This window comes from Nocardioides ginkgobilobae, from assembly GCF_054781275.1.
Map to the genome: position 1 here is coordinate 361,452 of NZ_BAAGUS010000001.1, position 25,138 is coordinate 386,589.

Sequence of the window (25,138 nt, forward strand, 5' to 3'; positions counted from 1 at the left end):
CGCGGCTCGACCGGCCGCAGGTGCTGAGTTGACGTCTCGAGGGTTCGGACCTGGCGCCTCGGCGGGCCGGGCCCCCGCGGTGGCTCAGCCGCGCTTGAGCCAGAAGGTGTCGCCCTCGACCGGGTGCTCGACCTGCTCGTACCCGGCACGCTCGGTCAGCACGCCCTCCACCGAGAACCGGCCCGCACGGACCGACGCCCGGCACAGGGTGATCTCGGTGCGGCCCTTCGCGGCGACGTCCACGCCGTGGAGGGACACCGAGGCGACCTCGTCGCCCGCGCGGTCCGAGACGACGAGCTCGAGCAACCAGTCGTCCTCCGCACCGTCCACGGCGTAGCGGACCGGGTAGTCCTGGCAGCCGGCGCCCAGGCGACCGTCGCGCCCCTGGACGCGCGCGCTGGGGCTCCCCTCGTCGCCGCCGAGCAGCGACACGACCCCGTCGCTCGCGCTCGCGCCGGCCGCGGGGGCGGCAGCCGCGGGCGTGGCCAGGGTGGGCACGGCGAGCGCCGTGAGGGTCGCGGCGAACACGCCCGCGGAGGCGGCACGGAGGCGGGCGCTGCGGGGGCCACGGGCCGGGGTGCGGTGCGAGGTGGTCATGTCCAGTCAACGCTCGTGCACTGACGAGGTGATCCCGCAGGGGGCATGACGGTGCCCACACCGGGTGCGACGCCGGCCACACAGCGCTCGCCGCGCCAGCAGCGTCGTACGCCGTCCGGAGCCGCCCCCGACGACGAACGCCCCGCCCGGTGACCCGGGCGGGGCGTCGTGCGGTGGTGCAGGGGTGGATCAGGCCTTGTCGGCGTCCTCGGCCGGAGCCTCGGTCTCCTCCGCGGCAGCCTCGGGGGCCTCGGTCTCCTCGGGGGCCTCGGTCTCCTCGGCCGGCGCCTCGACCTCGGTCTCCTCGGCAGCCGGCTCCTCGACGGGGGCGGCGGCCGGGGCGGGCGTGGTCTTCACGCGGGCCGGCTTCGGGTCGTAGGCCTCGGTCACGAGCTCGATGACGGCCATGGGGGCGTTGTCGCCCTTGCGGGGCCCGAGCTTGGTGATCCGGGTGTAGCCACCGGGACGCTCCGAGAAGGTCGGGGCGATCTCGGTGAAGAGGACGTGCACGACGCCCTTGTCACGGATGGTCTTGAGGACCTCGCGACGCTGGTGCAGGTCGCCCTTCTTGGCCTTGGTGATCAGCTTCTCCGCCAGCGGGCGCAGCGCACGGGCGCGCGACTCGGTGGTGGTGATGCGACCGTGCTCGAAGAGCTGGGTGGCCAGGTTGGACAGGATCAGCCGCTGGTGGGCGGGGCTGCCGCCGAGGCGGGGACCCTTGGTGGGCTTGGGCATGTCTCTCTCGATTCTCCCCGGCCGTACCAGGTACCGGAGTAGATGTTTCTCAGTGGGATGGTGCGCGGCCTGCGCGCCGCTGGTGCGTAGCTGGCAAGGCGGAGGGAGGGAAGGCGACCCGGGTTTGGTCGTCGACCGACCGACAACGCCGCCAGGTGCGTGCCAGCGGTGTGCAGGTCAGTACTGCTCGTCCTCGACGAAGGCGTCATCCTCGTCGTCGGAGTACGCCGCCAGGGCGGCGTGCGGGTCGAAGCCGGGCGCGCTGTCCTTGAGGGACAGACCCATCTCGACCAGCTTGGCCTTGACCTCGTCGATCGACTTCGCACCGAAGTTGCGGATGTCGAGCAGGTCCTGCTCCGAGCGACCGATGAGCTCACCCACGGTGTGGATGCCCTCGCGCTTGAGGCAGTTGTAGGACCGGACGGTCAGCTGCAGGTCCTCGACCGGGAGGGCGAGGTCGGCGGCGAGCTGCTCGTCGACGGGCGAGGGGCCGATGTCGATGCCCTCGGCCTCGACGTTGAGCTCACGGGCCAGGCCGAACAGCTCGACGAGGGTCTTGCCCGCCGAGGCGAGCGCGTCGCGGGGACGGATAGAGGGCTTGGTCTCGACGTCGATGACCAGCTTGTCGAAGTCGGTGCGCTGCTCGACTCGGGTGGCCTCGACCTTGTAGGTCACCTTCAGCACGGGGCTGTAGATCGAGTCGACGGGCATCCGGCCGATCTCGTTGTCGGCGCCCTTGTTCTGGACGGCCGAGACGTAGCCGCGGCCGCGCTCGACGACCAGCTCCATCTCCAGCTTGCCCTTGTCGGACAGGGTGGCGATCTTCAGGTCGGGGTTGTGCACCTCGACACCGGCCGGGGGCGCGATGTCGGCGGCGGTGACGTCACCGGCACCGGACTTGCGCAGGTACATCGTGACCGGCTCGTCGTGCTCGGAGGAGACGACGAGGGCCTTGAGGTTGAGGATGATCTCGGTGACGTCCTCCTTCACGCCCTCCACCGTGGAGAACTCGTGCAGGACGTTGTCGATCTTGATGCTCGTGACCGAGGCACCGGGGATCGAGCTGAGCAGGGTGCGACGCAGCGAGTTGCCGAGGGTGTAGCCGAAACCGGGCTCCAGGGGCTCGATGACGAAGCGCGAGCGGAACTCGTCGACGGTCTCTTCCGACAGGGTGGGGCGCTGTGCGATGAGCACTTGTTCTTTCCTTTCCGGGTCCGACCGCTATTTGACGGGCCCGAACTGCGAGGTGGAAGGAAGGTGGAGCTGGGGCGGAGCCCCCCGGCCCCCCGTGGTCACGACCACGGGGGTCTGGGGCGGAGCCCCAGCGGGGGTTGTCGGGGGCGGAGCCCCCGACGGTTCACTTCTTGGAGTAGAACTCCACGATCAGCTGCTCCTGGACCGGGATGTCGATCTGGGCGCGGATCGGGAGCTGGTGCACGAGGATGCGCATCCGGTTCGGCAGGACCTGCAGCCAGGCCGGCACGATCCGCTCGCCGTGGGTCTCGCGAGCCACGATGAACGGGGTCATCTCCAGGGACTTCTCGCGCACGTCGATGATGTCGTGGGCCGAGACCTGGTACGACGGGATGTCGACCTTCTTGCCGTTGACCAGGAAGTGGCCGTGGTTGACCAGCTGGCGGGCGTGGCGGCGGGTGCGGGCGAAGCCGGCCCGGTAGACCACGTTGTCGAGGCGGCACTCGAGCAGCTGGAGCAGGTTGTCACCCGTCTTGCCGCTGCGGCGCGAGGCCTCGGCGTAGTAGTTGTAGAACTGCTTCTCCATCACGCCGTAGGTGAAGCGGGCCTTCTGCTTCTCCTGCAGCTGCGAGCGGTACTCGCTCTCCTTCACGCGCGCACGGCCGTGCTGGCCGGGGGCGTAGGGACGACGCTCGAACGCAGCGTCGCCACCGACGAGGTCCACGCCGAGGCGGCGGGACTTGCGGGTCATGGGGCCGGTGTAACGGGCCATCTCTCAAGTTCTCCTGTTCGCTTCGTGCGCGTCAGACGCGGCGGCGCTTGGGCGGGCGGCAGCCGTTGTGCGGCGTGGGGGTGACGTCCTGGATGGTGCCGACCTCGAGGCCGATGGCACCCAGGGAGCGGATCGCGGTCTCACGACCGGAGCCGGGGCCCTTGACGAAGACGTCGATCTTCTTCATGCCGTGCTCCATCGCGCGGCGCCCAGCGGCCTCGGCGGCCATCTGCGCGGCGAACGGGGTGGACTTGCGGGAGCCCTTGAAGCCGACGGTGCCGGCGGACGCCCACGAGATCACCGCGCCGGTCGGGTCGGTGATCGTGACGATGGTGTTGTTGAACGTGCTCTTGATGTGGGCTTCGCCCTGAGCGATGTTCTTCTTCTCCTTGCGGCGCACCTTCTTGGCGCCGGCCGCGGTGCGGCTCTTGGGAGGCATGCGTTTCTCCTGAGGTCTCTGGTCGAGTCTGATCGGAAGTCAGCGGGACGCGCGGCTCGAGCGAGCCGGCGTCACTTCGCCTTCTTCTTGCCGGCAACCGTGCGCTTGGGGCCCTTGCGGGTGCGCGCGTTGGTCTTGGTCCGCTGGCCGCGCACGGGCAGACCCATGCGGTGGCGGCGGCCCTGGTAGCTGCCGATCTCGATCTTGCGGCGGATGTCGGCCTGGACCTCGCGACGGAGGTCACCCTCGATCTTGTAGGAGGCCTCGATCGCGTCGCGGAGCTTGACCAGCTCCTCGTCGCCGAGGGCGTGCACCCGGGTGTTGGGGTCCACGCCGGTCTCGGCGAGCAGCTTCTGGGCGGTGGTACGGCCGATGCCGTAGATATAGGTGAGTGCGATCTCGATGCGCTTGTCGCGCGGGAGGTCGACACCGACGAGGCGTGCCATGTCGATGGCCTTTCAGTGGTGCGCAGCGGTCTCGGTCGTGTCGCGTCCGGCTCTCACGCCGGCTCCGGCCGTCTGCTCCGGAGGTGGTTGACCGCCCCGGGGGGCGGCTGAGCGATCACGTTGTAGGTGTGTTCAGTTGTGTGGTGCGGCGGCGGTGCTGGGCGGAGTGATCAGCCCTGGCGCTGCTTGTGCCGCGGGTTCTCGCAGATCACCATGACGCGGCCGTGGCGACGGATCACCTGGCACTTGTCGCAGATCTTCTTGACGCTGGGCTTGACCTTCATGTGAGGCCCTTTCCGGTTGCCCCCCGGCGGTCCGGGGGCACACGGGGGCGGAGCCCCCGTGCGTCGGCTTACTTGTACCGGTAGACGATCCGACCCCGGGTGAGGTCGTACGGCGAGAGTTCCACCACCACGCGGTCCTCGGGGAGGATCCGGATGTAGTGCTGGCGCATCTTGCCGCTGATGTGGGCGAGAACCTTGTGCCCGTTGCTCAGCTCGACGCGGAACATGGCATTCGGCAGGGCCTCCACGACGGTGCCCTCGATCTCGATCACGCCTTCTTTCTTCGGCATGTCCTCCACAATCCGTTGTCGGTCGATCTACCTTGGTGCACCGCGCGACGGGTGTCGCGCGGGTGGCCCGGGAACCTCCCCCGCCAGGTCTGGGACCGGGCACGGGTGGACCTCGTGCAGCCGTCCGGGCACCTCACCCGGCACGCGCTGGAAGCGCTCCGCGAGGAGCTCGTCCAGGTGCGTCCGGGCAGCCGCGAGGCACCACGAGACAGACCCACGTTGGGCCGACGGGCGAGTCTAGCCCCTCGCCGCCGTCGAGACCCAATCGGCCAGCAGCCGCAGGGTCTCCTCGCGGGCGGGCGCGGTCCCCGGCTCGGTGCCCACGTGGGCCCCGGCCACCGGGTGCACCATCACCTCGTCGACCTCGTACGTCGCCACCAGCCGCTCCAGCTGCTCCCCCGCCCCTGCGGGGTCGCCGACGATCCAGCGCTGCGCCATCCGCTCGAGCACCTCGCCCTGCTGCGGGGAGAGCTCGACCTTCTCGGCCTCCTCCACCAGCAGCTGGGGTCCCAGCGGCTGGCCGGTGCGCAGCGCCAGCATCATGAGCTGGTTGGGCAGGGCCCGCCGGCGCGCCTCCACCGAGGACTCCGCGACGACGGCGTTGACGGTGAGGAAGGTGCGCGGGGCGTCCAGGTGGGCCGACGGCCGGAAGCTGCTGCGGTAGAGCTCGAGCGCCTCCAGCGTCCCCTGCCCGGAGAAGTGGTGGGCGAAGACGTAGGGCAGGCCCAGCTGGGCGGCCAGCCGGGCGGAGTAGTCCGAGGAACCCAGCAGCCAGACGTCGGCCACCGAGGTGGCGCCGGGCGTGGCCCGCAGCGGCTGGGTGCGACCGGCGACCGAGACCTGCACGCCCTCGGGCGCCATCATCGCCAGCACGTCCTGGACGTACTGCGGGAAGTGCTGCACCGCCTCGTCGCTGACCCCGCCCGCGCCGTGGCGCAGGGCGTAGGAGGTGACCGGGTCGGTGCCGGGGGCCCGGCCGATGCCGAGGTCGATCCGCCCCGGGAACGCGGCCTCGAGCAGGGCGACCTGCTCGGCGACGACGAGCGGCGCGTGGTTGGGCAGCATCACCCCGCCCGAGCCGACCCGGATCCGTCGGGTGGCGGCGGCCAGCATGGCCATCAGCACGGGCGGGTTGGTGGCCGCCACCGCCGGCATGTTGTGGTGCTCGGCGACCCAGTAGCGGCGGTAGCCGAGGTCGTCGGCCACCTGCGCGAGGGCCAGGCCGGCCGACACGGCGTCGGTGGTCGTCTGGTCGGTGCGCACGGGCACCAGGTCGAGGACGGACAGGGCGGGGGCTGCGGAGGTCATCGTGGTGACAACGTCCGCGGCCCCCACCGTGTTCCGTGCAGGTGCAGCCGGGGCTCAGTCCTCGCCGCGCTCGGCCGGCTGCGGGGCCGGCGGGACAGCGGCGCCGCCGTCGGTCGCCACGACCTCGTCGTCCTCGCCCTTGGACTTGGCGAGGCTGGCGACCGCGGTGATGGTGAGCGCCACCAGGATGACCACGAGGCTCAACAGCGTCGGGACCTCCCAGTCGATCAGCCCGCTCTTGTAGGCGGCGTGGATGAAGAGCTTCACGCCGATCCAGCCGAGGATGAAGGCCAGGCCCAGGGACAGGTAGACCAGACGCTTGAGCAGGCCACCGATGAGGAAGTAGAGCTGGCGCAGGCCCATCAGGGCGAACACGTTGGCGGTGAAGACGAGGTACGGCTCGTCGGTGATGCCGAAGATCGCCGGGATCGAGTCGAGCGCGAAGAGGATGTCGGTGACGCCGAGGGCGAGGATGACGATGAGCATCGGGGAGTAGACCCGGACGCCGTTGTCCTTCCACCACAGCTTCAGGCCGCGGTACTCCTCGCCGACGTTGAGGTGGGTCTGGGCCCACTTCACGACCTTGTTGTCCTCGGGGTGCTCCTCCTCGTGCTTGCGGTAGCTGCGCACGAGGCCGACGGCGGTGTACACGAGGAAGGCGCCGAAGAGGTAGAAGACCCAGCTGAAGTTGCTGACCAGCTGGTAGCCGAGCGCGATGAAGATGCCGCGGAAGACCAGCGCCAGGATGATGCCCACCATGAGGGCCTCCTGCTGGTACTTGCGGGGCACCTTGAGCGCGGCCATCAGCACGATGAAGACGAAGAGGTTGTCGACCGAGAGGCTCTTCTCGACGATGAAGCCGGTGAAGTAGTCCACGCCGTAGTCGACGCCGTGGAAGAACATCACCCAGAAGCCGAAGACGGCCGCCGCGCTCATGTAGGCGATGAAGGCGATCGTGCACTCGCGCATCGACGGCTCGTGCGGGTTGCGGGCGATCACGACCACGTCGAAGGTGAGCACCGCGATCGTCACTGCGATCGTGATGCTCCACTCGAGGGCGGAGACGTCCATGGGTCACTCCTAGGCGTGGAAGGGTACGGCGAGCGGCCGGAGGTCTCTTCCGCTCGCGGAGCGAGCCGGTGGCACCGGGCCGCACAGGGCGACCGTGGTGACGACACCACCGTGACGGGAATACTCCCCGCCGCCGGGCAGTCTGGCACGACCCGGCCGGGTGGGAGGAATCCGACCGGCCTCCGGGCTCAGTCTGCCAGGGGCCCGAAGGGCACGCCGAGCGCCGTCAGCTCGGCCTCGCCGCCGTCGAGAGCGGTGAGCACCCACGCGCCGTGGGCGGTCAGCGTGAAGGTGTGCTCGTGGTGGGCGGCCCAGGAGCCGTCGGAGGTGACGACGGTCCAGTCGTCCTCCAGGACCACGGTCTCCTTGCCGCCCAGGGTCACCATCGGCTCGACCGCCAGTGCCAGGCCCTCCACGAGCCGCGGACCGCGCCCGGGCCGGCCGTAGTTCGGGACGTTGGGCGGCAGGTGCATGGCCGAGCCGATGCCGTGGCCGACGTAGTCCTCGAGGATGCCGAACTCCCCGCTGGCCCGCACGTGGCTCTCGATCGCGTGGGAGATGTCGGTGACGCGCCCACCGCGGCGGGCCGCGGCGATCCCGCGCCACATGGCCTGGCGGGTGACCTCGCTCAGGTGCGTGACCTCGTCCGGCACCTCGCCGACCGCGACGGTGGTGGCGGCGTCGCCGTGCCAACCCTCGACGATCGCGCCGCAGTCGATGGAGACGACGTCGCCCTCGGCCAGCACCCGGCCTCCGGGGATCCCGTGGACGACCTCGTCGTTCACCGAGGCGCAGATCGAGGCGGGGAAGCCGTGGTAGCCCTTGAAGGAGGGCGTGGCACCGCGGGAGCGGATGCTGTCCTCGGCGATGGCGTCGAGCTCACCGGTGCTGATGCCCGCACGGACCTCGGTCCGCAACAGCTCCAGGGTCTCCCCCACGACCAGCCCGGCGCGACGCATCATCCGGACCTGGTCGGGGTCCTTGATCTCCAGGCCGCGGTCGAGCAGTCCCATCCGGTACGACGCCGTCAGGAAGCGGCCGAGCCGCGGTCGTCCAGCGCGGACAGGATGCGCGCGGAGACCTCGTCGACCTCGCCGAGGCCGTCGACCTCAAGCAGGAGGCCCCGGTCGCGGTAGACGTCGATGAGCGGGGCGGTCTGCTCGGTGTAGACGTCCTGGCGGTGCCGGATGACGTCCTCGGTGTCGTCGGAGCGGCCGCTGGTCTCGGCGCGCTTGAGCAGCCGCTGGACCAGCTCGTCGGCGTCGACGGTCAGGACCACCACGACGTCGAGGGACCGGTCCGCGGCCGCGAGCATGCCGTCGAGCTCCTCGACCTGGGCCAGGGTGCGCGGGTAGCCGTCGAGCAGGAAGCCGGGCTCGGCGTCGGGCTCGGCGATCCGGTTGCGCACCATCTCGTTGGTCACCGAGTCGGGGACGTACTCCCCCGCGTCCATGTAGCGCTTGGCCTCGAGGCCCAGCGGGGTGCCCTCGGAGACGTTGGCGCGGAAGATGTCGCCGGTCGAGATCGCCGGGATGCCGAAGCGACCCGCCACGACCGTCGCTTGGGTGCCCTTGCCGGCGCCGGGCGGCCCCATGAAGATCATGCGCATCAGTGGCCTCCCTCAGTCCGTCGCGACGACAGGCGTGGTTCGGGTGCGTGCAGCGCAAGGCGGAGGTGCGAAGACGGGACGGAGTCCCGGCGAGCGCCGACAACGCAGCGATGTGCGTGCCCGGGCCGCGCCTGGCGAGCGTAAGGGCTGAGGGTGGTCACTTACTTGAGGAATCCTTCGTAGTTGCGCTGCTGCAGCTGGCTCTCGATCTGCTTCACCGTGTCCAGGGCCACGCCGACCATGATGAGGATGGACGTGCCGCCGAACGGGAAGTTCTGGTTCGCGTCGATGAGGACCAGGGCGATGAGCGGGATCAGGGCGATGAGCCCGAGGTAGAGCGCGCCAGGAGCGGTGATGCGGGACAGGACGTAGGACAGGTAGTCCTCGGTCGGCTTGCCCGCCCGGATCCCGGGGATGAAGCCGCCGTACTTCTTCATGTTGTCGGCCACCTCGTGCGGGTTGAAGGTGATCGAGACGTAGAAGTAGGTGAAGAAGACGATGAGGCCGAAGTAGGCGGCCATGTAGAGCGGGTGGTCGCCGGTGACGAAATAGCGGCTGACCCAGCTGACCCAGCCCGAGGTGCTGTTCTGGTTGAACTGCACGGCCATGGCCGGCAGGTAGAGCAGCGAGCTGGCGAAGATGACCGGGATGATGCCGGCCTGGTTGACCTTGAGCGGGATGTAGGTCGAGGAGCCGCCGAACATCTTGCGCCCGACCATGCGCCGGGCGTACTGCACCGGGATGCGGCGCTGCGCCTGCTCGATGAAGATGACGGCCGCGACGATGACCAGGCCGATGACCAGCACGACGCCGAAGGTCCACCAGCCCTGGCTCTTGCCGACCTCCCAGAGCGCGCCCGGGAAGGTGGCGACGACCTGGCAGAAGATCAGGATCGACATGCCGTTGCCGACGCCGCGCTCGGTGATGAGCTCGCCGAGCCACATGATCACCGCGGTGCCGGCGGTCATGGTCACGACCATGACCAGGAAGGTGCTGGTGCTGTTGGAGTGCAGCAGGTCGAGGTTGCACTGCAGGAGGTTGCCCGAGCGGGCCAGGGCCACGATGCCGGTCGCCTGGAGCAGGGCCAGGCCCAGCGTGAGGTAGCGGGTGTACTGGGTGATCTTGGTCTGGCCGGCCTGGCCCTCCTTCTTGAGGGCCTCCAGCCGCGGGATCACCACCACCAGCAGCTGCAGGATGATGCTCGCGGTGATGTACGGCATGATCCCGAGCGCGAAGATCGTGAGCTGGAGCAGCGCTCCGCCGGAGAACAGGTTCACCAGGCTGTAGAGGCTGGCGTTCTCCCCCTGGGAGGCCAGGTCGATGCACTGGCGCACGTTGGCGACGTTCACCCCGGGCGCAGGGATCTGCGAGCCGGCCCGGAAGATCACGATGATCATCAGGACGAACAGCAGCTTGCGACGCAGGTCGGGCGTCCGGAAAGCGTTGGCGAAGGCGCCGAGCACGAGATCCTCTTTCTCCACACAGTTGTGGCTCCCCGGGCGGGCCCGGAAAGCCTCCGGAAGCCTAACAGGCGGCTACCGGGCAGGTCGTCGAGCGGGGGTACGGCAAGGGCGCGGGTGCGTCGCCTCTACGGCGTGCACCCGCGCCCTCGTACCCGGTGGGTCGGGTCAGACCGTGGTGGTCGAGCCGCCCGCGGCCTCGATCTTGGAGACCGCGGAGGCGGAGAAGGCGTGCGCGGTCACGTCGACCTTGACCGAGATCTCGCCCTGGCCCAGGACCTTGACCAGCTCGTTCTTGCGGACGGCGCCCTTGGCGACCAGGTCCTCGACGGTGACGGCGCCACCCTCGGGGAACAGCGCGCTGATCTTGTCGAGGTTCACCACCTGGAACTCCACCTTGAAGGGGTTCTTGAAGCCCTTCAGCTTGGGGAGCCGCATGTGGATCGGCATCTGGCCACCCTCGAAGGCGACCGGCACCTGGTACCGGGCCTTGGTGCCCTTGGTACCACGGCCGGCGGTCTTGCCCTTCGAGCCCTCACCGCGACCGACGCGGGTCTTGGCGGTCTTGGCGCCGGGAGCCGGCTTCAGGTTGTGCAGCTTGAGCGTCATGTCACTCGACCTCCTCGACCGTCACCAGGTGACGGACGGTGTGGACCATGCCGCGGATCTCCGGGCGGTCCTCCTTGACGACCACGTCGCCGATCCGCTTGAGGCCGAGCGTGCGCACGGTCTCGCGCTGGTTGGCCTTGCAGCCGATCGTGGACTTCATCTGCTGGATCTTCAGCTGCGCCATCAGGAGGACACCTCCTGCGAGACACCGGCCGGGACCTCGGCGCGCGCCTTCAGCAGCGCGGCCGGGGTGACCTGCTCGACGGTGAGACCACGACGGGCGGCGACGGCCTCGGGCTGCTCGAGCATCCGCAGGGCCTCCACCGTCGCGTGGACGATGTTGATCTGGTTCGACGAGCCCAGCGACTTGCTGAGGATGTCGTGGATGCCGGCGCACTCCAGCACCGCGCGCACCGGGCCACCGGCGATCACACCGGTACCGGGAGCGGCGGGACGCAGCATGACCACGCCGGCCGCCTTCTCGCCCTGGACCGGGTGAGGGATGGTGCCCTGGATCCGCGGGACGCGGAAGAAGTTCTTCTTGGCCTCCTCGACACCCTTGGCGATCGCCGCAGGCACCTCCTTGGCCTTGCCGTAGCCGACGCCGACCAGACCCTCACCGTCACCGACGACCACGAGGGCGGTGAAGCTGAAGCGACGACCACCCTTCACGACCTTGGCGACACGGTTGATCGCAACGACGCGCTCGATGTAGGCGGTCTTGTCCGCGCCCTGGCCACCGCGACGGTCGTCACGGCCTCCACGGCGCTCGCCACCGCGCTGTCCGCGCTGGGCTCCGCTCATGAGACTTTCCTCTTCTCTCTTGCTCTGTCTGCGATCAGAAGGTCAGGCCGCCCTCACGGGCGGCATCGGCCAGGGCCGCGATGCGACCGTGGTACTTGTTGCCGGCGCGGTCGAAGACGACCCCGTCGACACCAGCAGCCTTGGCGCGCTCGGCGACGAGCTCGCCGACCTTCTTCGCCTTGGCGGTCTTGTCGCCGGACGTGGCCCGCACGTCGGCCTCCATGGTGGAGGCGCTGGCCAGCGTCTTGCCGACCAGGTCGTCGACGACCTGGACCGAGATGTGCTTGGCGCTGCGGGTGACGACCAGGCGAGGCCGCTCCGCGGTCCCCTGGATCTTCTTGCGACCACGGACCTGGCGGCGCAGGCGCGCCCGGGTCTTGGTAGCGGTGTGCTTGTGGTTCGACAGTGCGATACCCATGGTCACTTACCAGCCTTTCCGACCTTGCGGCGGATGTGCTCGCCGGCGTAGCGCACGCCCTTGCCCTTGTAGGGCTCGGGCTTGCGGAGCTTGCGGATGTTCGCGGCGACCTCGCCGACCAGCTGCTTGTCGATGCCCTGGACACCGAGCTTGGTCGGGCCCTCGACGGCGAAGGTGATGCCCTCGGGGGCGTCGAAGATGATCGGGTGGCTGTAGCCGAGCTGGAACTCCAGCTGGGTGGGGCCCTTGGACAGGACGCGGTAACCGACGCCCACGATCTCGAGCTTCTTCTCGTAGCCCTCGGTCACGCCCACGACCATGTTGTTGACCAGCGTGCGGGTGAGGCCGTGGAGCGACTTCGACTCACGCTCGTCGTTGGGACGCTTGACGTCCAGGACGCCCTCGCCCTTCTCGACCACGATCGGGGCGGCGACGGCGTGGCTCAGGGTGCCCTTGGGGCCCTTGACCGTCACCGTGGCGCCGTCGATGGAGACGTCGACCCCGGACGGGACCGGGACGGGGAGCTTGCCAATGCGCGACATGCGTTTTCTCCTCTCGTCTCTCTCGTCACCAGACGTAGGCGAGGACTTCCCCACCCACGCCCTTCTGGTTGGCCTGGCGGTCGGTCAGCAGGCCCTGGCTCGTCGAGATGATCGCGACGCCCAGGCCGCCGAGCACCTTGGGAAGACCGGTGTGCTTGGCGTAGACCCGCAGGCCGGGCTTGCTGATGCGGCGCACGCCCGCGATGGAGCGCTCGCGGTTGCGGCCGTACTTCAGGGTGATGGTCAGCGTCTTGCCGACCTCGCCCTCGGCCGGGTCCGCCACGGTGTAGGAGGTGATGTAGCCCTCCTGCTGGAGGATGTCGGCCACGCCCTGCTTGAGCTTGCTGTAGGGCATCGACACCGAGTCGTGGTACGCCTGGTTGGCGTTGCGCAGACGGGTCAGCATGTCTGCGATCGGGTCAGTCATCGTCATGAGGTGTGTGTTCTTTCCCTGTGGTTTCGTCCCGGCCGGCGGGACGACCTGCAGCTATCGAGTTCAGCGGACCGCAACGGTGGTCCGGGGGTACTCGGGGGCGGAGCCCCCGAGCGATTACCAGGAGGACTTGGTCACGCCGGGGAGCTCGCCGCGGTGGGCCATCTCGCGCAGGCAGATGCGGCACAGGCCGAACTTGCGGTAGACGGCCTTGGGCCGGCCGCAGCGCTGGCAGCGGGTGTAGCCACGCACGGCGAACTTGGGCTTGCGCGCAGCCTTGACCTTCAGCGAAGTCTTCGCCATGTCAGTTCTCCTTGAACGGGAAGCCGAGCTGCTTGAGCAGCGCGCGGCCCTGGTCGTCGTTGGTCGCGGTGGTGACCACGGTGATGTCCATGCCGCGCGAGCGGTCGATCTTGTCCTGGTCGATCTCGTGGAACATGACCTGCTCGGTCAGACCGAAGGTGTAGTTGCCACGGCCGTCGAACTGCTTGGGCGAGAGGCCGCGGAAGTCACGGATGCGGGGCAGGGCGATGGAGAGCAGCCGGTCGGCGAACTCCCACATGCGGTCGCCGCGCAGCGTCACGTGGGCGCCGATGGGCATGCCCTCGCGCAGCTTGAACTGGGCGATCGACTTGCGCGCCTTCGTCACGGTCGGCTTCTGGCCGGTGATCGCGGTGAGGTCGCGCACGGCGCCCTCGATCAGCTTGGAGTCGCGGGCGGCCTCGCCCACACCCATGTTGACCACGATCTTGGTCAGGCCCGGGACCTGCATGATGTTCTTGATCTCGAACTCGGACTGCAGCGCGGGGATGATCTCCTCGCGGTAGCGGGTCTTGAGCCGGGGCGTGACCTTGGCCGCGGTCGCGGGGGTCTCGGTGGTGGTCTCGGTCATCTCAGATCTCCTTGCCGCTCTTGCGGGAGATGCGGACGCTGCGCTCGGCCTCGTAGGTCGAGCCGTCGGGACGACGCTTGGTGACCGGCACGCGCTTGAAGCCGATCCGGGTCACGCCGTCGCCCTCGACCAGCATCACGTTGGACACGTGGATCGGCGCCTCGGCGGTGATGATGCCGCCGGTGGTGCCGGCGCGACCGCCCTGGTTGACGACCTTGGTGTGCCGCTTGATGCGGTTCACGCCCTCGACGATGACCCGCTGCTCCTCACGGAGCACCTGGATCACCTTGCCCTCGGCGCCCTTGTCCTTGCCGGCGATGACCTTGACGGTGTCGCCCTTCTTGATGTTCACGCTGTTCTTCCCCATGGCTCAGAGCACCTCCGGCGCCAGCGAGATGATCTTCATGAACTTCTTGTCGCGCAGCTCGCGACCGACGGGGCCGAAGATGCGGGTGCCCCGCGGCTCGCCGTCGTTCTTGAGGATCACGGCCGCGTTCTCGTCGAAGCGGATGTAGGACCCGTCGGGCCGGCGGCGCTCCTTGACGGTGCGCACGACGACGGCCTTGACGACGTCGCCCTTCTTGACGTTGCCACCCGGGATGGCGTCCTTGACGGTGGCGACGATGGTGTCACCGATCCCGGCGTAGCGGCGGCCCGAGCCACCGAGAACACGGATGCAGAGGATCTCCTTCGCACCGGTGTTGTCGGCGACCTTGAGCCGCGACTCCTGCTGAATCATTTTCTCTCCTGGTCGTCGTGCTGGTTCTCACCGACGCGGTGGTCGGTGAGCCTGGCCGAACTACATGGGGGTGGGGCTCGCCTCGCGGCGAGGAGTCACTTGGCTCGCTCGAGGATCTCGACGACCCGCCAGCGCTTGGTGGCCGACAGGGGTCGGGTCTCCATGATCAGGACCCGGTCGCCGATGCCGCACTCGTTGGCCTCGTCGTGCGCCTTGAGCTTGCTCGTGCGACGCAGGACCTTGCCGTACAGCGCGTGCTTGACGCGGTCCTCGACGGTGACGACGACGGTCTTGTCCATCTTGTCGCTCACCACGAGACCCTCGCGGGTCTTGCGGCTGTTGCGCTCGGTGGTCTGGGTCTCGCTCACTTCTCGTCCTCGTCGCTCGAGCCCGGCGCGGTCCGGATGCCGAGCTCGCGCTCGCGCACCACGGTGTAGATCCGGGCGATGTCCTTCTTGACCGTGCGGAGACGGCCGTGGCTCTCCAGCTGGCCGGTGGCCGCCTGGAAGCGGAGGTTGAAGAGCTCCTCCTTGGCCTCGCGCAGGCGGGACTCCAGGTCGACGTCGGTCAGGTCGTCGAGCTCGTGGGCCTTCACACCGTTGGCCATCAGAATTCACCCGCCTCTCGGGACACGAACCGGCACTTCATGGGGAGCTTGTGGATCGCGCGGCGCATGGCCTCGCGGGCGACGTCCTCGGGGACACCGGAGAGCTCGAACATGACGCGACCGGGCTTGACGTTGGCGACCCACCACTCCGGCGAGCCCTTGCCCGAACCCATGCGGGTCTCGGCGGGCTTCTTGGTCAGCGGACGGTCCGGGTAGATGTTGATCCACACCTTGCCGCCACGCTTGATGTGACGGGTCATGGCGATACGGGCCGACTCGATCTGCCGGTTGGTCACGTAGTGACCCTCGATCGCCTGGATACCGAAGTCGCCGAAGGCGAGCGTGGTGCCGCCCTTGGCCATCCCGGTCCGCTTGGGGTGGTGCTGCTTGCGGTGCTTGACGCGACGGGGCATCAGCATGACTCAGGCCTCCGAAGGGGTCTCGGCGGGAGCAGCAGCCTCGGCCGGGGCCTCGGTCGTCTGCTCGCGGTCGGCACGGGTGGGGCGCTCGCCAGCGCGCGAGCCACGGCTCGGACGCTCGCCACCGCGGGTCGGACGACCGCTGCGGCCGGGGACACCGGCGCGGGCGGCGGCCTGAGCCTGGCGCTCGGCACGGGAGCCGGCGACCTCACCCTTGTAGATCCAGACCTTCACGCCGATGCGGCCGAAGGTCGTCTTGGCCTCGTAGAAGCCGTAGTCGATGTCCGCGCGCAGGGTGTGCAGGGGCACGCGGCCCTCGCGGTAGAACTCGGTGCGCGACATCTCGGCGCCGTTGAGGCGGCCCGAGCACTGGATCCGGATGCCCTTGGCACCCGAGCGCATCGTGGTCTGCATCGCCTTGCGCATGGCGCGGCGGAACTGCACACGACCGGTGAGCTGCTCGGCGACACCCTGGGCGACCAGCTGTGCGTCGACCTCGGGGTTCTTGACCTCGAGGATGTTCAGCTGCACCTGCTTGCCGGTGAGCTTCTCGAGCTCGCCGCGGATGCGGTCGGCCTCGGCGCCACGACGGCCGATCACGATGCCCGGACGCGCGGTGTGGATGTCCACCCGCACGCGGTCCCGGGTCCGCTCGATCTCGACCTTGGAGATGCCGGCCCGCTCCATGCCCTTGCTGAGCAGCTTGCGGATCGCGACGTCCTCACCGACGTACGCCTTGTACAGCTTGTCGGCGTACCAGCGGGACTTGTGGTCCGTGGAGATGCCGAGACGGAAGCCGTTCGGGTTGATCTTCTGGCCCATCAGGCACCCTTCCCGTTCTTCTTCTTCGCGGCCACGACGTCGGCCGGCTGGACGACCAGCGTGATGTGGCTGGTCCGCTTGTTGATGCGGGTGGCGCGACCCTGGGCGCGGGGACGCCAGCGCTTCATGGTCGGGCCCTCGTCCACCATGGCGACGGAGACGACCAGGTCGTCGGCGTCGAGGCCCTCGGTGGTCTCGGCGTTGGCGACGGCCGACTCCAGGACCTTGAGGACGGTCTCGGCGGCCGCCTGCGGGGCGAACGACAAGATCGCGTGCGCCTCGCCCACGGGCAGGCCGCGGACCAGGTCGACGACCCGGCGGGCCTTCATGGGCGTGATCCGCGTGAAGCGGGCGGACGCGAAGGCGCCGGGCTGGTCACCCAGCAGCGACTCGCGGCGTGCGCTGGTGCGCACTCGGTCGGTGGTGCTCATCGACGCCGTCCCTTCCGGTCTTCCTTGACGTGACCCTTGTAGGTGCGGGTGGGCGCGAACTCGCCCAGCTTGTGGCCGACCATGGAGTCGGACACGAAGACCGGGACGTGCTTGCGACCGTCGTGCACGGCGATCGTGTGGCCGATCATGGCCGGCACGATCATCGAGCGGCGCGACCACGTCTTGATGACGTTGTGGCTGCCCTTCTCGTTCTCGGCGTCCACCTTCTTCATCAGGTGGTCGTCGACGAAGGGGCCCTTCTTCAGGCTGCGAGGCATGTCGGTTACTTCCTACCCTTGCCGGACTTGCGACGACGGATGATCTGGGCGTCGGAGGCCTTGCGCTTGCGCGTGCGGCCCTCGGGCTTGCCCCAGGGCGAGACCGGGTGGCGACCACCGGAGGTCTTGCCCTCACCACCACCGTGCGGGTGGTCGACCGGGTTCATGACGACACCGCGGACGGTCGGGCGCTTGCCCTTCCAGCGCATGCGGCCGGCCTTGCCCCAGTTGATGTTGGACTGCTCGGCGTTGCCCACCTCGCCGACGGTGGCGCGGCAGCGCACGTCGACGAAGCGCATCTCGCCGGACGGCAGGCGCAGCGTGGCGCGCGAGCCCTCACGGGCGACGAGCTGGGCGCTGTTGCCGGCCGAGCGGGCCATCTTGGCCCCGCCGCCGGGACGCAGCTCCACGCAGTGGATCGTCGTGCCGACGGGGATGTTGCGCAGCGGCAGGTTGTTGCCGGGCTTGATGTCGGCCTGCGGGCCGGACTCGATGCGCGTCCCCTGCGTCAGGTCCTTCGGCGCCACGATGTAGCGCTTCTCGCCGTCGGCGTAGTGCAGCAGCGCGATGCGCGCCGTGCGGTTGGGGTCGTACTCGATGTGGGCGACCTTCGCGGGGACGCCGTCCTTGTCGTAGCGACGGAAGTCGATGATCCGGTACGCACGCTTGTGGCCGCCACCCTGGTGACGGGTGGTGATCCGGCCCTGGTTGTTGCGGCCGCCCTTCTTGGGCAGCGGCACCGTCAGGGACTTCTCCGGCGTGGTGCGGGTGATCTCGACGAAGTCGGCGACCGACGAGCCACGACGGCCCGGGGTGGTCGGCTTGTACTTGCGGATAGCCATTGCTCTTGTTTCCTCGTCTCGCCCGGTCAGCCGACCTGGCCGAAGATGTCGATGCGGTGACCCTCGGCGAGGCTCACGATGGCGCGCTTGGTGTCCTTGCGCTTGCCCATGCCGTACTTGGTGCGGCGGGACTTGCCGGTGCGGTTCAGCGTGTTCACGGAGGTGACCTTGACGCCGAAGACCTTCTCGACCGCGATCTTGATCTCGGTCTTGTTGGCGTCGGGACGCACGATGAAGGTGTACTTGTTGGCGTCGAGCAGGCCGTAGCTCTTCTCGGACACGACCGGCGCGATCAGGACGTCGCGGTGGTCCTTGTGCAGGGTGCTCACTTGGTGGCCTCCTTCTCGGCGGTACCGGCGCCCACGAACACGTCGTACGCGCCCTTGGTGAAGACCACGTCGTCGGAGGCGAGCACGTCGTAGGTGTTGAGCTGGTCGACGGCCACGATGTGCACCTGCGGGGCGTTGCGCAGCGACAGCCAGGTGAGGGTGTCGGTGCGCTCGAGGACCACGAGGAACTTCGTGCGGTCGCTCAGCCCGGTCAGCGCGGCGATGCCGGCCTTGGTCGAGGGCTTGTCACCCGAGACCAGGGCCTCCACGACGTGGATGCGGCCGTTCTGCGCCCGGTCGGAGAGGGCACCGCGCAGGGCGGCGACCTTCATCTTCTTGGGGGTGCGCTGGTCGTAGCTGCGCGGCTGCGGGCCGTGGACGGTGCCACCGCCGGCGAACTGCGGCGCACGGGTCGAGCCCTGGCGGGCGCGGCCGGTGCCCTTCTGCTTGTAGGGCTTGCGGCCACCGCCGCGGACCTCGCCGCGGGTCTTGGTGGCGTGCGTGCCCTGGCGGGCGGCGGCCTGCTGCGCGACGACGACCTGGTGGATCAACGGGATGTTGACCTTGACGTCGAAGATCTCGGCGGGCAGGTCGACCTTGACGGTCTTGGCAGACATGCTCAGGCCTCCTGGGTCTTCTTGGCGGCGGAGCGGAGGACCACGAGACCACCCTTGGGGCCGGGGACGGCGCCCTTGAGCAGGATCAGGCCCTTCTCGGTGTCGACCGCGTGCACGGTGATGTTCTGCGTGGTGACGGTGTCGCCACCCATGCGGCCGGCCATCCGGACACCCTTGAAGACGCGACCGGGGGTCGCGCAGGCGCCGATCGAGCCGGGCTTGCGGTGGTTGCGGTGAGCACCGTGCGACGCCGAGACACCGGCGAAGCCGTGGCGCTTCATCGTGCCCGCGAAGCCCTTGCCCTTGCTGGTGCCCGTCACGTCGATCTCCTCGCCGGCGGCGAAGGTGTCGACGGCGAGCTCCTGGCCGACGGAGTAGTCGGCGGCGGAGGCGGTACGGATCTCGACCAGGTGGCGGCGGGGGGTCACCTCGGCCTTGGCGAAGTGACCCGCCTTGGGCTTGGTGACCTTGCGGCCGTCGATCTCGCCGTACCCGATCTGGACGGCGTTGTAGCCGTCGACCTCAGGGGTGCGGACCTGGGTGACCACGTTGGTCGCCGCGGCGACGACGGTCACGGGGACGACCTTGTTGTTCTCGTCCCAGAGCTGGGTCATGCCGAGCTTGGTGCCCAGCAGGCCCTTCACGTTGCGTTCGAAAGTCATGTCGTCTGACCTCAGAGCTTGATCTCGATGTCGACGCCCGCCGGGAGGTCCAGGCGCATGAGCGAGTCGACGGTCTTCGGCGTGGGGTCGATGATGTCGATGAGGCGCTTGTGCGTGCGCATCTCGAAGTGCTCGCGGGAGTCCTTGTACTTGTGGGGCGAGCGGATGACGCAGTACACGTTCTTCTCGGTCGGCAGCGGCACGGGGCCGGCGACCTTGGCACCCGTGCGGGTGACGGTGTCCACGATCTTGCGCGCCGAGGTGTCGATCACCTCGTGGTCATAGGCCTTGAGCCTGATGCGGATCTTCTGTCCCGCCATAGGTCTCTCTCGTCCTTCTACTCGTCAACCGCGTGCTGTAGTCCGGGGCGTCCTCGGGCTTGAGTCGGTCCCGCCCTGTGCTCCACCCCCACCAGCGACCGACCCCCGCGGTCGGGCGTGTCGCACATCCTGGACAGATGTCCGCGCACGCCGCTGGACCGGGGTCCTGCTGCTGTGTGCTGTGGTGGCACCCGATGGTTCATCGGGCTGATCGGGTCTCCCCCCGCATCGCTGCAAGGCTTCCCCCAGACTTCGGAGGACGGCGGCCGCACGCGCGACGACTGAGGTATCTGCACCAGCTGGTGCGGGAGACACGATTCAGAAGTCAAGGTGTGGCACGCCCCGGCGACCCGCCGGAGCAACCGGGCTATCTTGGCAGACGCTGCCCGCCCCGACAAATTCGGCGGCGACCCCGGACCCTGGAGGCCCTGTGATCATCGACGTCCCGGAGGGGAAGGACCCGCTGGTCTACGTGTGGGGAGAGCTCGTCCCCGGCATCGGGCCGGCGGCCGCTGCGTTCTCGGCGGCCGTCTATGCCCACTCCACCCTGGCGCTGCGCGAGTTCGAGGCGGCCAGGCTGACCATCGCCCGCGTGAACGGCTGCCTGTTCTGCCTCGACTACCGCACCGAGCGGGACGGCCAGCGGGTCGAGGAGGGGTTCTTCGACGAGGTCACCGCGTGGCGCACCAGCAGCGCGCTCGGTGAGCGCGAGCGCCTGGCCGCGGAGTACGCCGAGCGCTTCGCCACCGAGCACCACGGGCTCGACGAGGACTTCTGGTCGCGGATGCGGGCGGCGTACGACGACCGGCAGGTGGTCGAGCTGACCATGTGCCTGGGCTCGTGGATCGCCTTCGGGCGGCTGAACCGTGTCACCGGGCTCGACGAGGTGTGCTCGCTGCCGGCGCACGTGCCCGGCGCGCGCGACTGACCCCCGGCCGAGGGCCGCCTCAGACCCGGCGGTAGAGCAGGTCGGTGATCTCGCGACCGACCTCGAGGCCCTTGCGCTCGAACTTCGTGACGGGCCGCTCGGCCCACCGCTCGACGACCCCGCCCTCCAAGGCGGGCTCCGCGTCCAGGACGGCCTGCATGTGCTCGGCGTACGGCGCCCAGTCGGTCGCCAGGCGCCAGGCGCCTCCCGGGCGCAACCGGGAGGCCACCAGCGCGGCGAAGTCGGGCTGCACCAGGCGGCGCTTGTGGTGCCGCGCCTTGGGCCAGGGGTCGGGGAAGAACGTCCACAGCTCCTCCAGGCCGCCGGCCGGCACGAGGTGCTGCAGCGACCAGACGGCGTCGACGGAGCAGAACCGGACGTTCTGCGCCCCGGCGGCGGCGACCTCGGCCAGCGAGGCGGCCACCCCGGGCAGCCAGACCTCCAGCGCCAGGACGTTGCAGTCGGGTCGCGCTGCGGCCAGCACGCCGGTGGCCTCCCCCACCCCGCAGCCGATCTCCACGACGAGCGGCGCCGAGCGGCCGAAGACCTCGGCCAGGTCGAACCCAGGCCGGTCGATCGCCTCGTCGGGCACGACCCAGGCCTCGGCATGGGCGTCCCAGGCCTCCTGCTGGCGCGGGGTGAAGCGGCTGCCGCGGCGGCTGTAGCTGAGCACCTCGCGCATCCGCCGACCGTCCTCGGTCAGCTTCTGGTGCGGGCGTGCGGGGGGCACCTGGGACATGGGTTCCTCACGGGGGTCGGGACGCAGAGCGGCCCCGGACCTCGAGAGGTCCGGGGCCGTCCTGGTGTGACTGGTGCCGGTCAGCGACCGGCGGGGATCACTTGGTGATCTTGGTGACGCGGCCCGCGCCGACGGTGCGACCGCCCTCGCGGATCGCGAAGCGCAGACCCTCGTCCATGGCGATCGGCTGGATGAGCTCGACGGCCATCTCGGTGTTGTCGCCCGGCATGACCATCTCGGTGCCCTCGGGGAGGGTCACGACGCCGGTCACGTCCGTGGTGCGGAAGTAGAACTGCGGGCGGTAGTTGTTGAAGAACGGCGTGTGACGGCCGCCCTCCTCCTTCGACAGGATGTAGACCGAGGCGTCGAAGTTGGTGTGCGGGGTCGTGGTGCCCGGCTTCGCCAGCACCATGCCGCGCTCGACGTCCTCACGCTTGGTGCCGCGGAGGAGCAGACCGACGTTCTCGCCCGCCTGGCCCTCGTCGAGGAGCTTGCGGAACATCTCCACACCGGTGACGGTGGTCTTGGCGGAGGTCTCGCGGATGCCGAGGATCTCGATCTCCTCGCCGACCTTGACGATGCCGCGCTCGATGCGGCCCGTGACCACGGTGCCACGACCGGTGATCGTGAAGACGTCCTCGACGGGCATGAGGAACGGCTTGTCGGTGTCGCGCTCGGGCTGCGGGATGTAGGAGTCCACGGCCTCCATGAGCTCGCCGATCGAGTCGGCCCACTTCTGGTCGCCGTTGAGCGCCGGGAAGGCCGCCACGCGGACCACGGGGACGTCGTCGCCCGGGAACTCGTACTCGGAGAGGAGCTCGCGCACCTCCATCTCGACGAGCTCGATGAGCTCCTCGTCGTCGACCATGTCGCACTTGTTGAGCGCGACGACCAGGGCGGGCACGCCGACCTGGCGCGCGAGCAGCACGTGCTCGCGGGTCTGCGGCATCGGGCCGTCGGTGGCGGCGACCACGAGGATCGCGCCGTCCATCTGCGCCGCGCCGGTGATCATGTTCTTGATGTAGTCGGCGTGACCGGGGCAGTCGACGTGCGCGTAGTGGCGCTGCTCGGTCTGGTACTCGATGTGGGCGATCGAGATGGTGATGCCGCGCTGGCGCTCCTCGGGGGCCTTGTCGATGGAGTCGAAGGGCGACGCCTCGTTCAGGTCCGGGTACTTGTCGTGCAGCACCTTGGAAATCGCCGCGGTGAGCGTCGTCTTCCCGTGGTCGATGTGACCGATGGTGCCGATGTTGACGTGCGGCTTGGTCCGCTCGAACTTCGCCTTAGCCACTGGGGGCTCCTCCTGGTGTTGTTTGTTGCTTGACTCGTGAGTGGGACTGGTGGTGCCGAGGGTAGGGGACTACTCGCCCCGTGCCTTCTTGACGATCTCGTCGGCGATGTTCGAGGGAACCTCGGCGTACGAGTCGAACTCCATCGAGTACGACGCCTGGCCGGAGGTCTTGGACCTCAGGTCACCGACGTACCCGAACATCTCCGAGAGCGGGACGAGGGCCGACACGACGAGGTCGCCGTGGGACTCCTCCTGCGCCCGGACCTGACCGCGACGGCTGTTGATGTCGCCGATGACCGTACCCAGGAAGGACTCCGGGGTCGTCACCTCCACGGCGAACATCGGCTCGAGCAGGACAGGCTTGGCCTGGCGGCAGGCCTCCTTGAAGGCCTGGTTGCCGGCGATCTTGAACGCGAGCTCCGAGGAGTCCACGTCGTGGTAGGCGCCGTCCTCCAGGGAGACCTTGACGTCCACCATCGGGTAGCCGGCGAGGACACCGAACTGCATGGCGTCCTGCGCACCCTGGTCGACCGAGGGGATGTACTCCTTCGGCACGCGACCACCGGTGACGTTGTTGGCGAACTCGTAGCCCGCACCCAGGCCGGTCTCGGCGTCGATGTTGGGCTCGATCGAGATGACGACCTTCGCGAACTGGCCCGAACCACCGGTCTGCTTCTTGTGGGTGTAGCTGTGGTTCTTGACCTCGCGGCGGATGGTCTCGCGGTAGGCGACCTGCGGCTTGCCGACGGTGGCCTCGACCTTGAACTCCCGCTTCATGCGGTCGACCAGGATCTCGAGGTGGAGCTCGCCCATGCCGGCGATGATGGTCTGGCCGGTCTCCTCGTCGGTCTTGACGACGAAGGTGGGGTCCTCCTCGGCCAGGCGCTGGATGGCGACACCCAGCTTCTCCTGGTCGGACTTGGTCTTGGGCTCGATGGCGACCTCGATCACCGGGGCCGGGAAGGTCATCGACTCCAGAACGACCGGCTTGGAGGCGTCCGAGAGCGTGTGACCGGTCTTGGTGTCCTTCAGACCCATGACGGCCACGATCTGACCGGCGCCGACGGAGGCGATCTCCTCACGCTTGTTGGCGTGCATCTGGTAGATCTTGCCGATCCGCTCCTTGCGGCCGTTGCTGGAGTTCAGCACGGTACCGCCGGCCTCGAGGGTGCCGGAGTAGACGCGGACGAAGGTCAGCTTGCCCAGGTGCGGGTCCGAGGCGATCTTGAACGCCAGGGCGGCCAGCGGCTCGTCGGCCGAGGGCTTGCGGGAGACCTCGTTCTCGGGGGTCTCCTCCGCGTTGGGCTTGTGACCCGTGATGGCGTCGACGTCCAGCGGCGAGGGCAGGTAGTCGACGATCGCGTCGAGCAGGGTCTGCACGCCCTTGTTCTTGAACGCGGTGCCGGTGAGGATCGGGTTCAGCTTGTCGGCCAGGGTCGCGCGACGGATCGCGGCCTTGAGCTCGGCGACGCTGAGCTCCTCGCCCTCGAGGTACTTCTCCATGACCTCGTCGTCGGCCTCGGAGAGGGTCTCGAGGAGCTTCTCGCGGTACTCGGCGGCCTTCTCGGCCAGGTCCGCGGGGATCTCCTCGACGACGTAGTCCTCGCCCTGGGCGGTCTCGCCGCGCCAGACCTTGGCGTTCATCTCGACCAGGTCCACGACGCCGATGAAGTCGCCCTCGGCACCGATCGGGATCTGCAGCACCAGCGGGGTGGCGTTGAGCTTGTTCACGATCGAGTCGACGACGCGGTAGAAGTCCGCGCCGGTGCGGTCGAGCTTGTTGACGAAGCACATGCGCGGGACGGCGTACTTGTTGGCCTGGCGCCACACGGTCTGCGACTGCGGCTCCACGCCGGCGACACCGTCGAAGACCGCGACGGCGCCGTCGAGGACGCGCAGCGAGCGCTCGACCTCGACGGTGAAGTCCACGTGGCCGGGGGTGTCGATGATGTTGATCTGGTGCTTCTTCCACCAGCAGGTGGTGGCGGCGGAGGTGATCGTGATGCCGCGCTCCTGCTCCTGCTCCATCCAGTCCATCGTGGCAGCGCCGTCGTGGACCTCACCGATCTTGTAGGAGATACCGGTGTAGAACAGGATGCGCTCGGTGGTGGTCGTCTTGCCGGCATCGATGTGCGCCATGATGCCGATGTTGCGGACGACCTTGAGGTCGGTGGTGATGTCGACAGCCACTGTGGTCAGCGTTCCTTAGGT

General features: G+C 68.9%; 38 protein-coding genes. 1 reads left to right on the forward strand and 37 read right to left on the reverse strand.

Translation table 11 applies throughout. The annotated features are described in order from the left end of the window. Positions 1-84: 84 nt before the first annotated feature. The 34 genes from ACYVID_RS01780 to rpsJ all read right to left on the reverse strand — a co-directional run bounded on the left by ACYVID_RS01780 (position 85) and on the right by rpsJ (position 19,969). The gene (locus tag ACYVID_RS01780; RefSeq protein WP_460733848.1) at positions 85-597 is read right to left on the reverse strand and encodes a hypothetical protein; all 513 of its coding nucleotides are present in this window, start codon (positions 595-597) and stop codon (positions 85-87) included. 189 nt (positions 598-786) lie between these two features. After that, entirely contained in the window at positions 787-1,332 is a 546-nt protein-coding gene (gene rplQ / locus ACYVID_RS01785) for a 50S ribosomal protein L17 (protein ID WP_460733850.1), read from the reverse strand. Positions 1,333-1,509: 177 nt separating this feature from the next. Further along, positions 1,510-2,526, reverse strand: a complete 1,017-nt coding sequence (locus ACYVID_RS01790) for a DNA-directed RNA polymerase subunit alpha (RefSeq protein WP_300645672.1) — start codon at positions 2,524-2,526, stop codon at positions 1,510-1,512. A gap of 163 nt (positions 2,527-2,689) precedes the next feature. Next, on the reverse strand, positions 2,690-3,298 hold the full coding sequence (gene rpsD, locus ACYVID_RS01795; RefSeq protein WP_300645673.1) for a 30S ribosomal protein S4: 609 nt from the start codon (positions 3,296-3,298) through the stop codon (positions 2,690-2,692). Between the two features lie 31 nt (positions 3,299-3,329). Beyond that, entirely contained in the window at positions 3,330-3,737 is a 408-nt protein-coding gene (rpsK, locus tag ACYVID_RS01800; RefSeq protein WP_121256741.1) for a 30S ribosomal protein S11, read from the reverse strand. Positions 3,738-3,808: 71 nt separating this feature from the next. Further along, entirely contained in the window at positions 3,809-4,183 is a 375-nt protein-coding gene (gene rpsM / locus ACYVID_RS01805) for a 30S ribosomal protein S13 (protein WP_300645676.1), read from the reverse strand. Positions 4,184-4,353: 170 nt separating this feature from the next. After that, positions 4,354-4,467 (reverse strand): 50S ribosomal protein L36, encoded by a 114-nt coding sequence (rpmJ, locus tag ACYVID_RS01810; RefSeq protein ID WP_300645678.1) that lies wholly within the window; start codon positions 4,465-4,467, stop codon positions 4,354-4,356. A 68-nt stretch (positions 4,468-4,535) separates the two neighbouring features. Further along, positions 4,536-4,757 (reverse strand): translation initiation factor IF-1, encoded by a 222-nt coding sequence (gene infA / locus ACYVID_RS01815; protein WP_011757309.1) that lies wholly within the window; start codon positions 4,755-4,757, stop codon positions 4,536-4,538. A 237-nt stretch (positions 4,758-4,994) separates the two neighbouring features. Then, entirely contained in the window at positions 4,995-6,065 is a 1,071-nt protein-coding gene (locus ACYVID_RS01820) for an LLM class flavin-dependent oxidoreductase (protein ID WP_460733854.1), read from the reverse strand. 54 nt (positions 6,066-6,119) lie between these two features. Beyond that, positions 6,120-7,136: a TerC family protein gene (locus ACYVID_RS01825; RefSeq protein ID WP_460733856.1), complete on the reverse strand. Its 1,017-nt coding sequence runs from the start codon at positions 7,134-7,136 to the stop codon at positions 6,120-6,122. A 188-nt stretch (positions 7,137-7,324) separates the two neighbouring features. Beyond that, positions 7,325-8,149 carry a type I methionyl aminopeptidase gene (gene map, locus ACYVID_RS01830; RefSeq protein WP_460733858.1) on the reverse strand — a complete coding sequence of 275 codons (825 nt, stop codon included), beginning with the start codon at positions 8,147-8,149 and terminating at the stop codon, positions 7,325-7,327. Positions 8,150-8,163: 14 nt separating this feature from the next. Further along, positions 8,164-8,745 carry an adenylate kinase gene (locus tag ACYVID_RS01835; protein ID WP_460733860.1) on the reverse strand — a complete coding sequence of 194 codons (582 nt, stop codon included), beginning with the start codon at positions 8,743-8,745 and terminating at the stop codon, positions 8,164-8,166. A 161-nt stretch (positions 8,746-8,906) separates the two neighbouring features. Beyond that, positions 8,907-10,208, reverse strand: coding sequence for a preprotein translocase subunit SecY (gene secY / locus ACYVID_RS01840; RefSeq protein ID WP_300645688.1), 1,302 nt, complete (start codon positions 10,206-10,208; stop codon positions 8,907-8,909). Between the two features lie 165 nt (positions 10,209-10,373). After that, positions 10,374-10,814 (reverse strand): 50S ribosomal protein L15, encoded by a 441-nt coding sequence (rplO, locus tag ACYVID_RS01845; protein ID WP_300645689.1) that lies wholly within the window; start codon positions 10,812-10,814, stop codon positions 10,374-10,376. Between the two features lies 1 nt (position 10,815). Continuing rightward, positions 10,816-10,998: a 50S ribosomal protein L30 gene (gene rpmD, locus ACYVID_RS01850; RefSeq protein ID WP_300645690.1), complete on the reverse strand. Its 183-nt coding sequence runs from the start codon at positions 10,996-10,998 to the stop codon at positions 10,816-10,818. Continuing rightward, entirely contained in the window at positions 10,998-11,618 is a 621-nt protein-coding gene (gene rpsE, locus ACYVID_RS01855; RefSeq protein WP_300645691.1) for a 30S ribosomal protein S5, read from the reverse strand. Before rpsE ends, rpmD begins: the two co-directional genes overlap by 1 nt. A 34-nt stretch (positions 11,619-11,652) precedes the next feature. Then, positions 11,653-12,036 carry a 50S ribosomal protein L18 gene (gene rplR / locus ACYVID_RS01860; protein ID WP_300645693.1) on the reverse strand — a complete coding sequence of 128 codons (384 nt, stop codon included), beginning with the start codon at positions 12,034-12,036 and terminating at the stop codon, positions 11,653-11,655. Between the two features lie 2 nt (positions 12,037-12,038). After that, positions 12,039-12,578, reverse strand: a complete 540-nt coding sequence (gene rplF / locus ACYVID_RS01865; RefSeq protein WP_300645695.1) for a 50S ribosomal protein L6 — start codon at positions 12,576-12,578, stop codon at positions 12,039-12,041. 25 nt (positions 12,579-12,603) lie between these two features. After that, entirely contained in the window at positions 12,604-13,011 is a 408-nt protein-coding gene (rpsH, locus tag ACYVID_RS01870; protein WP_179532003.1) for a 30S ribosomal protein S8, read from the reverse strand. Between the two features lie 117 nt (positions 13,012-13,128). Then, the gene (locus ACYVID_RS01875; protein ID WP_010831721.1) at positions 13,129-13,314 is read right to left on the reverse strand and encodes a type Z 30S ribosomal protein S14; all 186 of its coding nucleotides are present in this window, start codon (positions 13,312-13,314) and stop codon (positions 13,129-13,131) included. A 1-nt stretch (position 13,315) separates the two neighbouring features. Beyond that, positions 13,316-13,903 (reverse strand): 50S ribosomal protein L5, encoded by a 588-nt coding sequence (rplE, locus tag ACYVID_RS01880; RefSeq protein WP_460733866.1) that lies wholly within the window; start codon positions 13,901-13,903, stop codon positions 13,316-13,318. A gap of 1 nt (position 13,904) precedes the next feature. Further along, positions 13,905-14,270: a 50S ribosomal protein L24 gene (gene rplX / locus ACYVID_RS01885; RefSeq protein WP_300645699.1), complete on the reverse strand. Its 366-nt coding sequence runs from the start codon at positions 14,268-14,270 to the stop codon at positions 13,905-13,907. Positions 14,271-14,273: 3 nt separating this feature from the next. Further along, positions 14,274-14,642 (reverse strand): 50S ribosomal protein L14, encoded by a 369-nt coding sequence (gene rplN, locus ACYVID_RS01890; RefSeq protein ID WP_136569994.1) that lies wholly within the window; start codon positions 14,640-14,642, stop codon positions 14,274-14,276. Between the two features lie 95 nt (positions 14,643-14,737). Then, the gene (rpsQ, locus tag ACYVID_RS01895) at positions 14,738-15,010 is read right to left on the reverse strand and encodes a 30S ribosomal protein S17 (RefSeq protein WP_300645700.1); all 273 of its coding nucleotides are present in this window, start codon (positions 15,008-15,010) and stop codon (positions 14,738-14,740) included. Further along, the gene (rpmC, locus tag ACYVID_RS01900; protein WP_300645702.1) at positions 15,007-15,249 is read right to left on the reverse strand and encodes a 50S ribosomal protein L29; all 243 of its coding nucleotides are present in this window, start codon (positions 15,247-15,249) and stop codon (positions 15,007-15,009) included. The genes rpsQ and rpmC overlap by 4 nt, the downstream gene beginning before the upstream one ends. Then, on the reverse strand, positions 15,249-15,668 hold the full coding sequence (gene rplP, locus ACYVID_RS01905) for a 50S ribosomal protein L16 (RefSeq protein WP_460733870.1): 420 nt from the start codon (positions 15,666-15,668) through the stop codon (positions 15,249-15,251). The genes rpmC and rplP overlap by 1 nt, the downstream gene beginning before the upstream one ends. 3 nt (positions 15,669-15,671) lie before the next feature. After that, complete coding sequence (gene rpsC, locus ACYVID_RS01910; protein ID WP_460733872.1) at positions 15,672-16,490, reverse strand: 30S ribosomal protein S3; 819 nt, start codon at positions 16,488-16,490, stop codon at positions 15,672-15,674. Then, entirely contained in the window at positions 16,490-16,921 is a 432-nt protein-coding gene (gene rplV, locus ACYVID_RS01915; protein WP_460733874.1) for a 50S ribosomal protein L22, read from the reverse strand. Before rplV ends, rpsC begins: the two co-directional genes overlap by 1 nt. After that, positions 16,918-17,199 carry a 30S ribosomal protein S19 gene (rpsS, locus tag ACYVID_RS01920; RefSeq protein WP_179532009.1) on the reverse strand — a complete coding sequence of 94 codons (282 nt, stop codon included), beginning with the start codon at positions 17,197-17,199 and terminating at the stop codon, positions 16,918-16,920. Before rpsS ends, rplV begins: the two co-directional genes overlap by 4 nt. Positions 17,200-17,204: 5 nt before the next feature. Beyond that, positions 17,205-18,041 carry a 50S ribosomal protein L2 gene (gene rplB, locus ACYVID_RS01925; RefSeq protein WP_300645707.1) on the reverse strand — a complete coding sequence of 279 codons (837 nt, stop codon included), beginning with the start codon at positions 18,039-18,041 and terminating at the stop codon, positions 17,205-17,207. 26 nt (positions 18,042-18,067) lie between these two features. Continuing rightward, positions 18,068-18,370: a 50S ribosomal protein L23 gene (rplW, locus tag ACYVID_RS01930; RefSeq protein ID WP_300645708.1), complete on the reverse strand. Its 303-nt coding sequence runs from the start codon at positions 18,368-18,370 to the stop codon at positions 18,068-18,070. Then, complete coding sequence (gene rplD, locus ACYVID_RS01935; protein WP_300645710.1) at positions 18,367-18,987, reverse strand: 50S ribosomal protein L4; 621 nt, start codon at positions 18,985-18,987, stop codon at positions 18,367-18,369. Before rplD ends, rplW begins: the two co-directional genes overlap by 4 nt. A gap of 2 nt (positions 18,988-18,989) precedes the next feature. After that, positions 18,990-19,649 carry a 50S ribosomal protein L3 gene (gene rplC, locus ACYVID_RS01940; protein ID WP_460733877.1) on the reverse strand — a complete coding sequence of 220 codons (660 nt, stop codon included), beginning with the start codon at positions 19,647-19,649 and terminating at the stop codon, positions 18,990-18,992. 11 nt (positions 19,650-19,660) lie between these two features. Next, positions 19,661-19,969: a 30S ribosomal protein S10 gene (gene rpsJ, locus ACYVID_RS01945; protein WP_008360994.1), complete on the reverse strand. Its 309-nt coding sequence runs from the start codon at positions 19,967-19,969 to the stop codon at positions 19,661-19,663. 430 nt (positions 19,970-20,399) lie between these two features. Between rpsJ and ACYVID_RS01950 the strand changes: the two genes are divergently transcribed. Then, entirely contained in the window at positions 20,400-20,897 is a 498-nt protein-coding gene (locus tag ACYVID_RS01950) for a carboxymuconolactone decarboxylase family protein (RefSeq protein WP_460733879.1), read from the forward strand. Positions 20,898-20,916: 19 nt separating this feature from the next. Here ACYVID_RS01950 and trmB read toward each other — a convergent pair whose 3' ends face one another. From trmB to fusA, 3 genes are all read right to left on the reverse strand, one after another. Then, positions 20,917-21,636, reverse strand: a complete 720-nt coding sequence (gene trmB, locus ACYVID_RS01955) for a tRNA (guanosine(46)-N7)-methyltransferase TrmB (protein WP_460733881.1) — start codon at positions 21,634-21,636, stop codon at positions 20,917-20,919. Positions 21,637-21,733: 97 nt separating this feature from the next. Beyond that, on the reverse strand, positions 21,734-22,927 hold the full coding sequence (gene tuf / locus ACYVID_RS01960) for an elongation factor Tu (RefSeq protein ID WP_460733883.1): 1,194 nt from the start codon (positions 22,925-22,927) through the stop codon (positions 21,734-21,736). Between the two features lie 69 nt (positions 22,928-22,996). Continuing rightward, positions 22,997-25,117: an elongation factor G gene (gene fusA / locus ACYVID_RS01965; RefSeq protein ID WP_300641674.1), complete on the reverse strand. Its 2,121-nt coding sequence runs from the start codon at positions 25,115-25,117 to the stop codon at positions 22,997-22,999. Positions 25,118-25,138 lie beyond the last annotated feature (21 nt).

Excerpts from the sequence above, each read along its gene's own strand:
- ACYVID_RS01780 (WP_460733848.1), bottom strand. The coding sequence starts at position 597 with ATGACCACCTCGCACCGCACCCCGGCCCGTGGCCCCCGCAGCGCCCGC.
- rplQ (WP_460733850.1), bottom strand. The coding sequence starts at position 1,332 with ATGCCCAAGCCCACCAAGGGTCCCCGCCTCGGCGGCAGCCCCGCCCAC.
- rpsD (WP_300645673.1), bottom strand. The coding sequence starts at position 3,298 with ATGGCCCGTTACACCGGCCCCATGACCCGCAAGTCCCGCCGCCTCGGC.
- rpsK (WP_121256741.1), bottom strand. The coding sequence starts at position 3,737 with ATGCCTCCCAAGAGCCGCACCGCGGCCGGCGCCAAGAAGGTGCGCCGC.
- rpsM (WP_300645676.1), bottom strand. The coding sequence starts at position 4,183 with ATGGCACGCCTCGTCGGTGTCGACCTCCCGCGCGACAAGCGCATCGAG.
- rpmJ (WP_300645678.1), bottom strand. The coding sequence starts at position 4,467 with ATGAAGGTCAAGCCCAGCGTCAAGAAGATCTGCGACAAGTGCCAGGTG.
- infA (WP_011757309.1), bottom strand. The coding sequence starts at position 4,757 with ATGCCGAAGAAAGAAGGCGTGATCGAGATCGAGGGCACCGTCGTGGAG.
- ACYVID_RS01820 (WP_460733854.1), bottom strand. The coding sequence starts at position 6,065 with ATGACCTCCGCAGCCCCCGCCCTGTCCGTCCTCGACCTGGTGCCCGTG.
- ACYVID_RS01825 (WP_460733856.1), bottom strand. The coding sequence starts at position 7,136 with ATGGACGTCTCCGCCCTCGAGTGGAGCATCACGATCGCAGTGACGATC.
- map (WP_460733858.1), bottom strand. The coding sequence starts at position 8,149 with ATGGGACTGCTCGACCGCGGCCTGGAGATCAAGGACCCCGACCAGGTC.
- ACYVID_RS01835 (WP_460733860.1), bottom strand. The coding sequence starts at position 8,745 with ATGCGCATGATCTTCATGGGGCCGCCCGGCGCCGGCAAGGGCACCCAA.
- rplO (WP_300645689.1), bottom strand. The coding sequence starts at position 10,814 with ATGACGCTCAAGCTGCACAACCTGAAGCCGGCTCCCGGCGCCAAGACC.
- rpmD (WP_300645690.1), bottom strand. The coding sequence starts at position 10,998 with ATGGCGCAGCTGAAGATCCAGCAGATGAAGTCCACGATCGGCTGCAAG.
- rpsE (WP_300645691.1), bottom strand. The coding sequence starts at position 11,618 with ATGAGCGGAGCCCAGCGCGGACAGCGCGGTGGCGAGCGCCGTGGAGGC.
- rplR (WP_300645693.1), bottom strand. The coding sequence starts at position 12,036 with ATGGGTATCGCACTGTCGAACCACAAGCACACCGCTACCAAGACCCGG.
- rplF (WP_300645695.1), bottom strand. The coding sequence starts at position 12,578 with ATGTCGCGCATTGGCAAGCTCCCCGTCCCGGTCCCGTCCGGGGTCGAC.
- rpsH (WP_179532003.1), bottom strand. The coding sequence starts at position 13,011 with ATGACGATGACTGACCCGATCGCAGACATGCTGACCCGTCTGCGCAAC.
- ACYVID_RS01875 (WP_010831721.1), bottom strand. The coding sequence starts at position 13,314 with ATGGCGAAGACTTCGCTGAAGGTCAAGGCTGCGCGCAAGCCCAAGTTC.
- rplE (WP_460733866.1), bottom strand. The coding sequence starts at position 13,903 with ATGACCGAGACCACCACCGAGACCCCCGCGACCGCGGCCAAGGTCACG.
- rplX (WP_300645699.1), bottom strand. The coding sequence starts at position 14,270 with ATGGGGAAGAACAGCGTGAACATCAAGAAGGGCGACACCGTCAAGGTC.
- rplN (WP_136569994.1), bottom strand. The coding sequence starts at position 14,642 with ATGATTCAGCAGGAGTCGCGGCTCAAGGTCGCCGACAACACCGGTGCG.
- rpmC (WP_300645702.1), bottom strand. The coding sequence starts at position 15,249 with ATGGCCAACGGTGTGAAGGCCCACGAGCTCGACGACCTGACCGACGTC.
- rplP (WP_460733870.1), bottom strand. The coding sequence starts at position 15,668 with ATGCTGATGCCCCGTCGCGTCAAGCACCGCAAGCAGCACCACCCCAAG.
- rpsC (WP_460733872.1), bottom strand. The coding sequence starts at position 16,490 with ATGGGCCAGAAGATCAACCCGAACGGCTTCCGTCTCGGCATCTCCACG.
- rplV (WP_460733874.1), bottom strand. The coding sequence starts at position 16,921 with ATGAGCACCACCGACCGAGTGCGCACCAGCGCACGCCGCGAGTCGCTG.
- rpsS (WP_179532009.1), bottom strand. The coding sequence starts at position 17,199 with ATGCCTCGCAGCCTGAAGAAGGGCCCCTTCGTCGACGACCACCTGATG.
- rplB (WP_300645707.1), bottom strand. The coding sequence starts at position 18,041 with ATGGCTATCCGCAAGTACAAGCCGACCACCCCGGGCCGTCGTGGCTCG.
- rplD (WP_300645710.1), bottom strand. The coding sequence starts at position 18,987 with ATGTCTGCCAAGACCGTCAAGGTCGACCTGCCCGCCGAGATCTTCGAC.
- rplC (WP_460733877.1), bottom strand. The coding sequence starts at position 19,649 with ATGACTTTCGAACGCAACGTGAAGGGCCTGCTGGGCACCAAGCTCGGC.
- rpsJ (WP_008360994.1), bottom strand. The coding sequence starts at position 19,969 with ATGGCGGGACAGAAGATCCGCATCAGGCTCAAGGCCTATGACCACGAG.
- trmB (WP_460733881.1), bottom strand. The coding sequence starts at position 21,636 with ATGTCCCAGGTGCCCCCCGCACGCCCGCACCAGAAGCTGACCGAGGAC.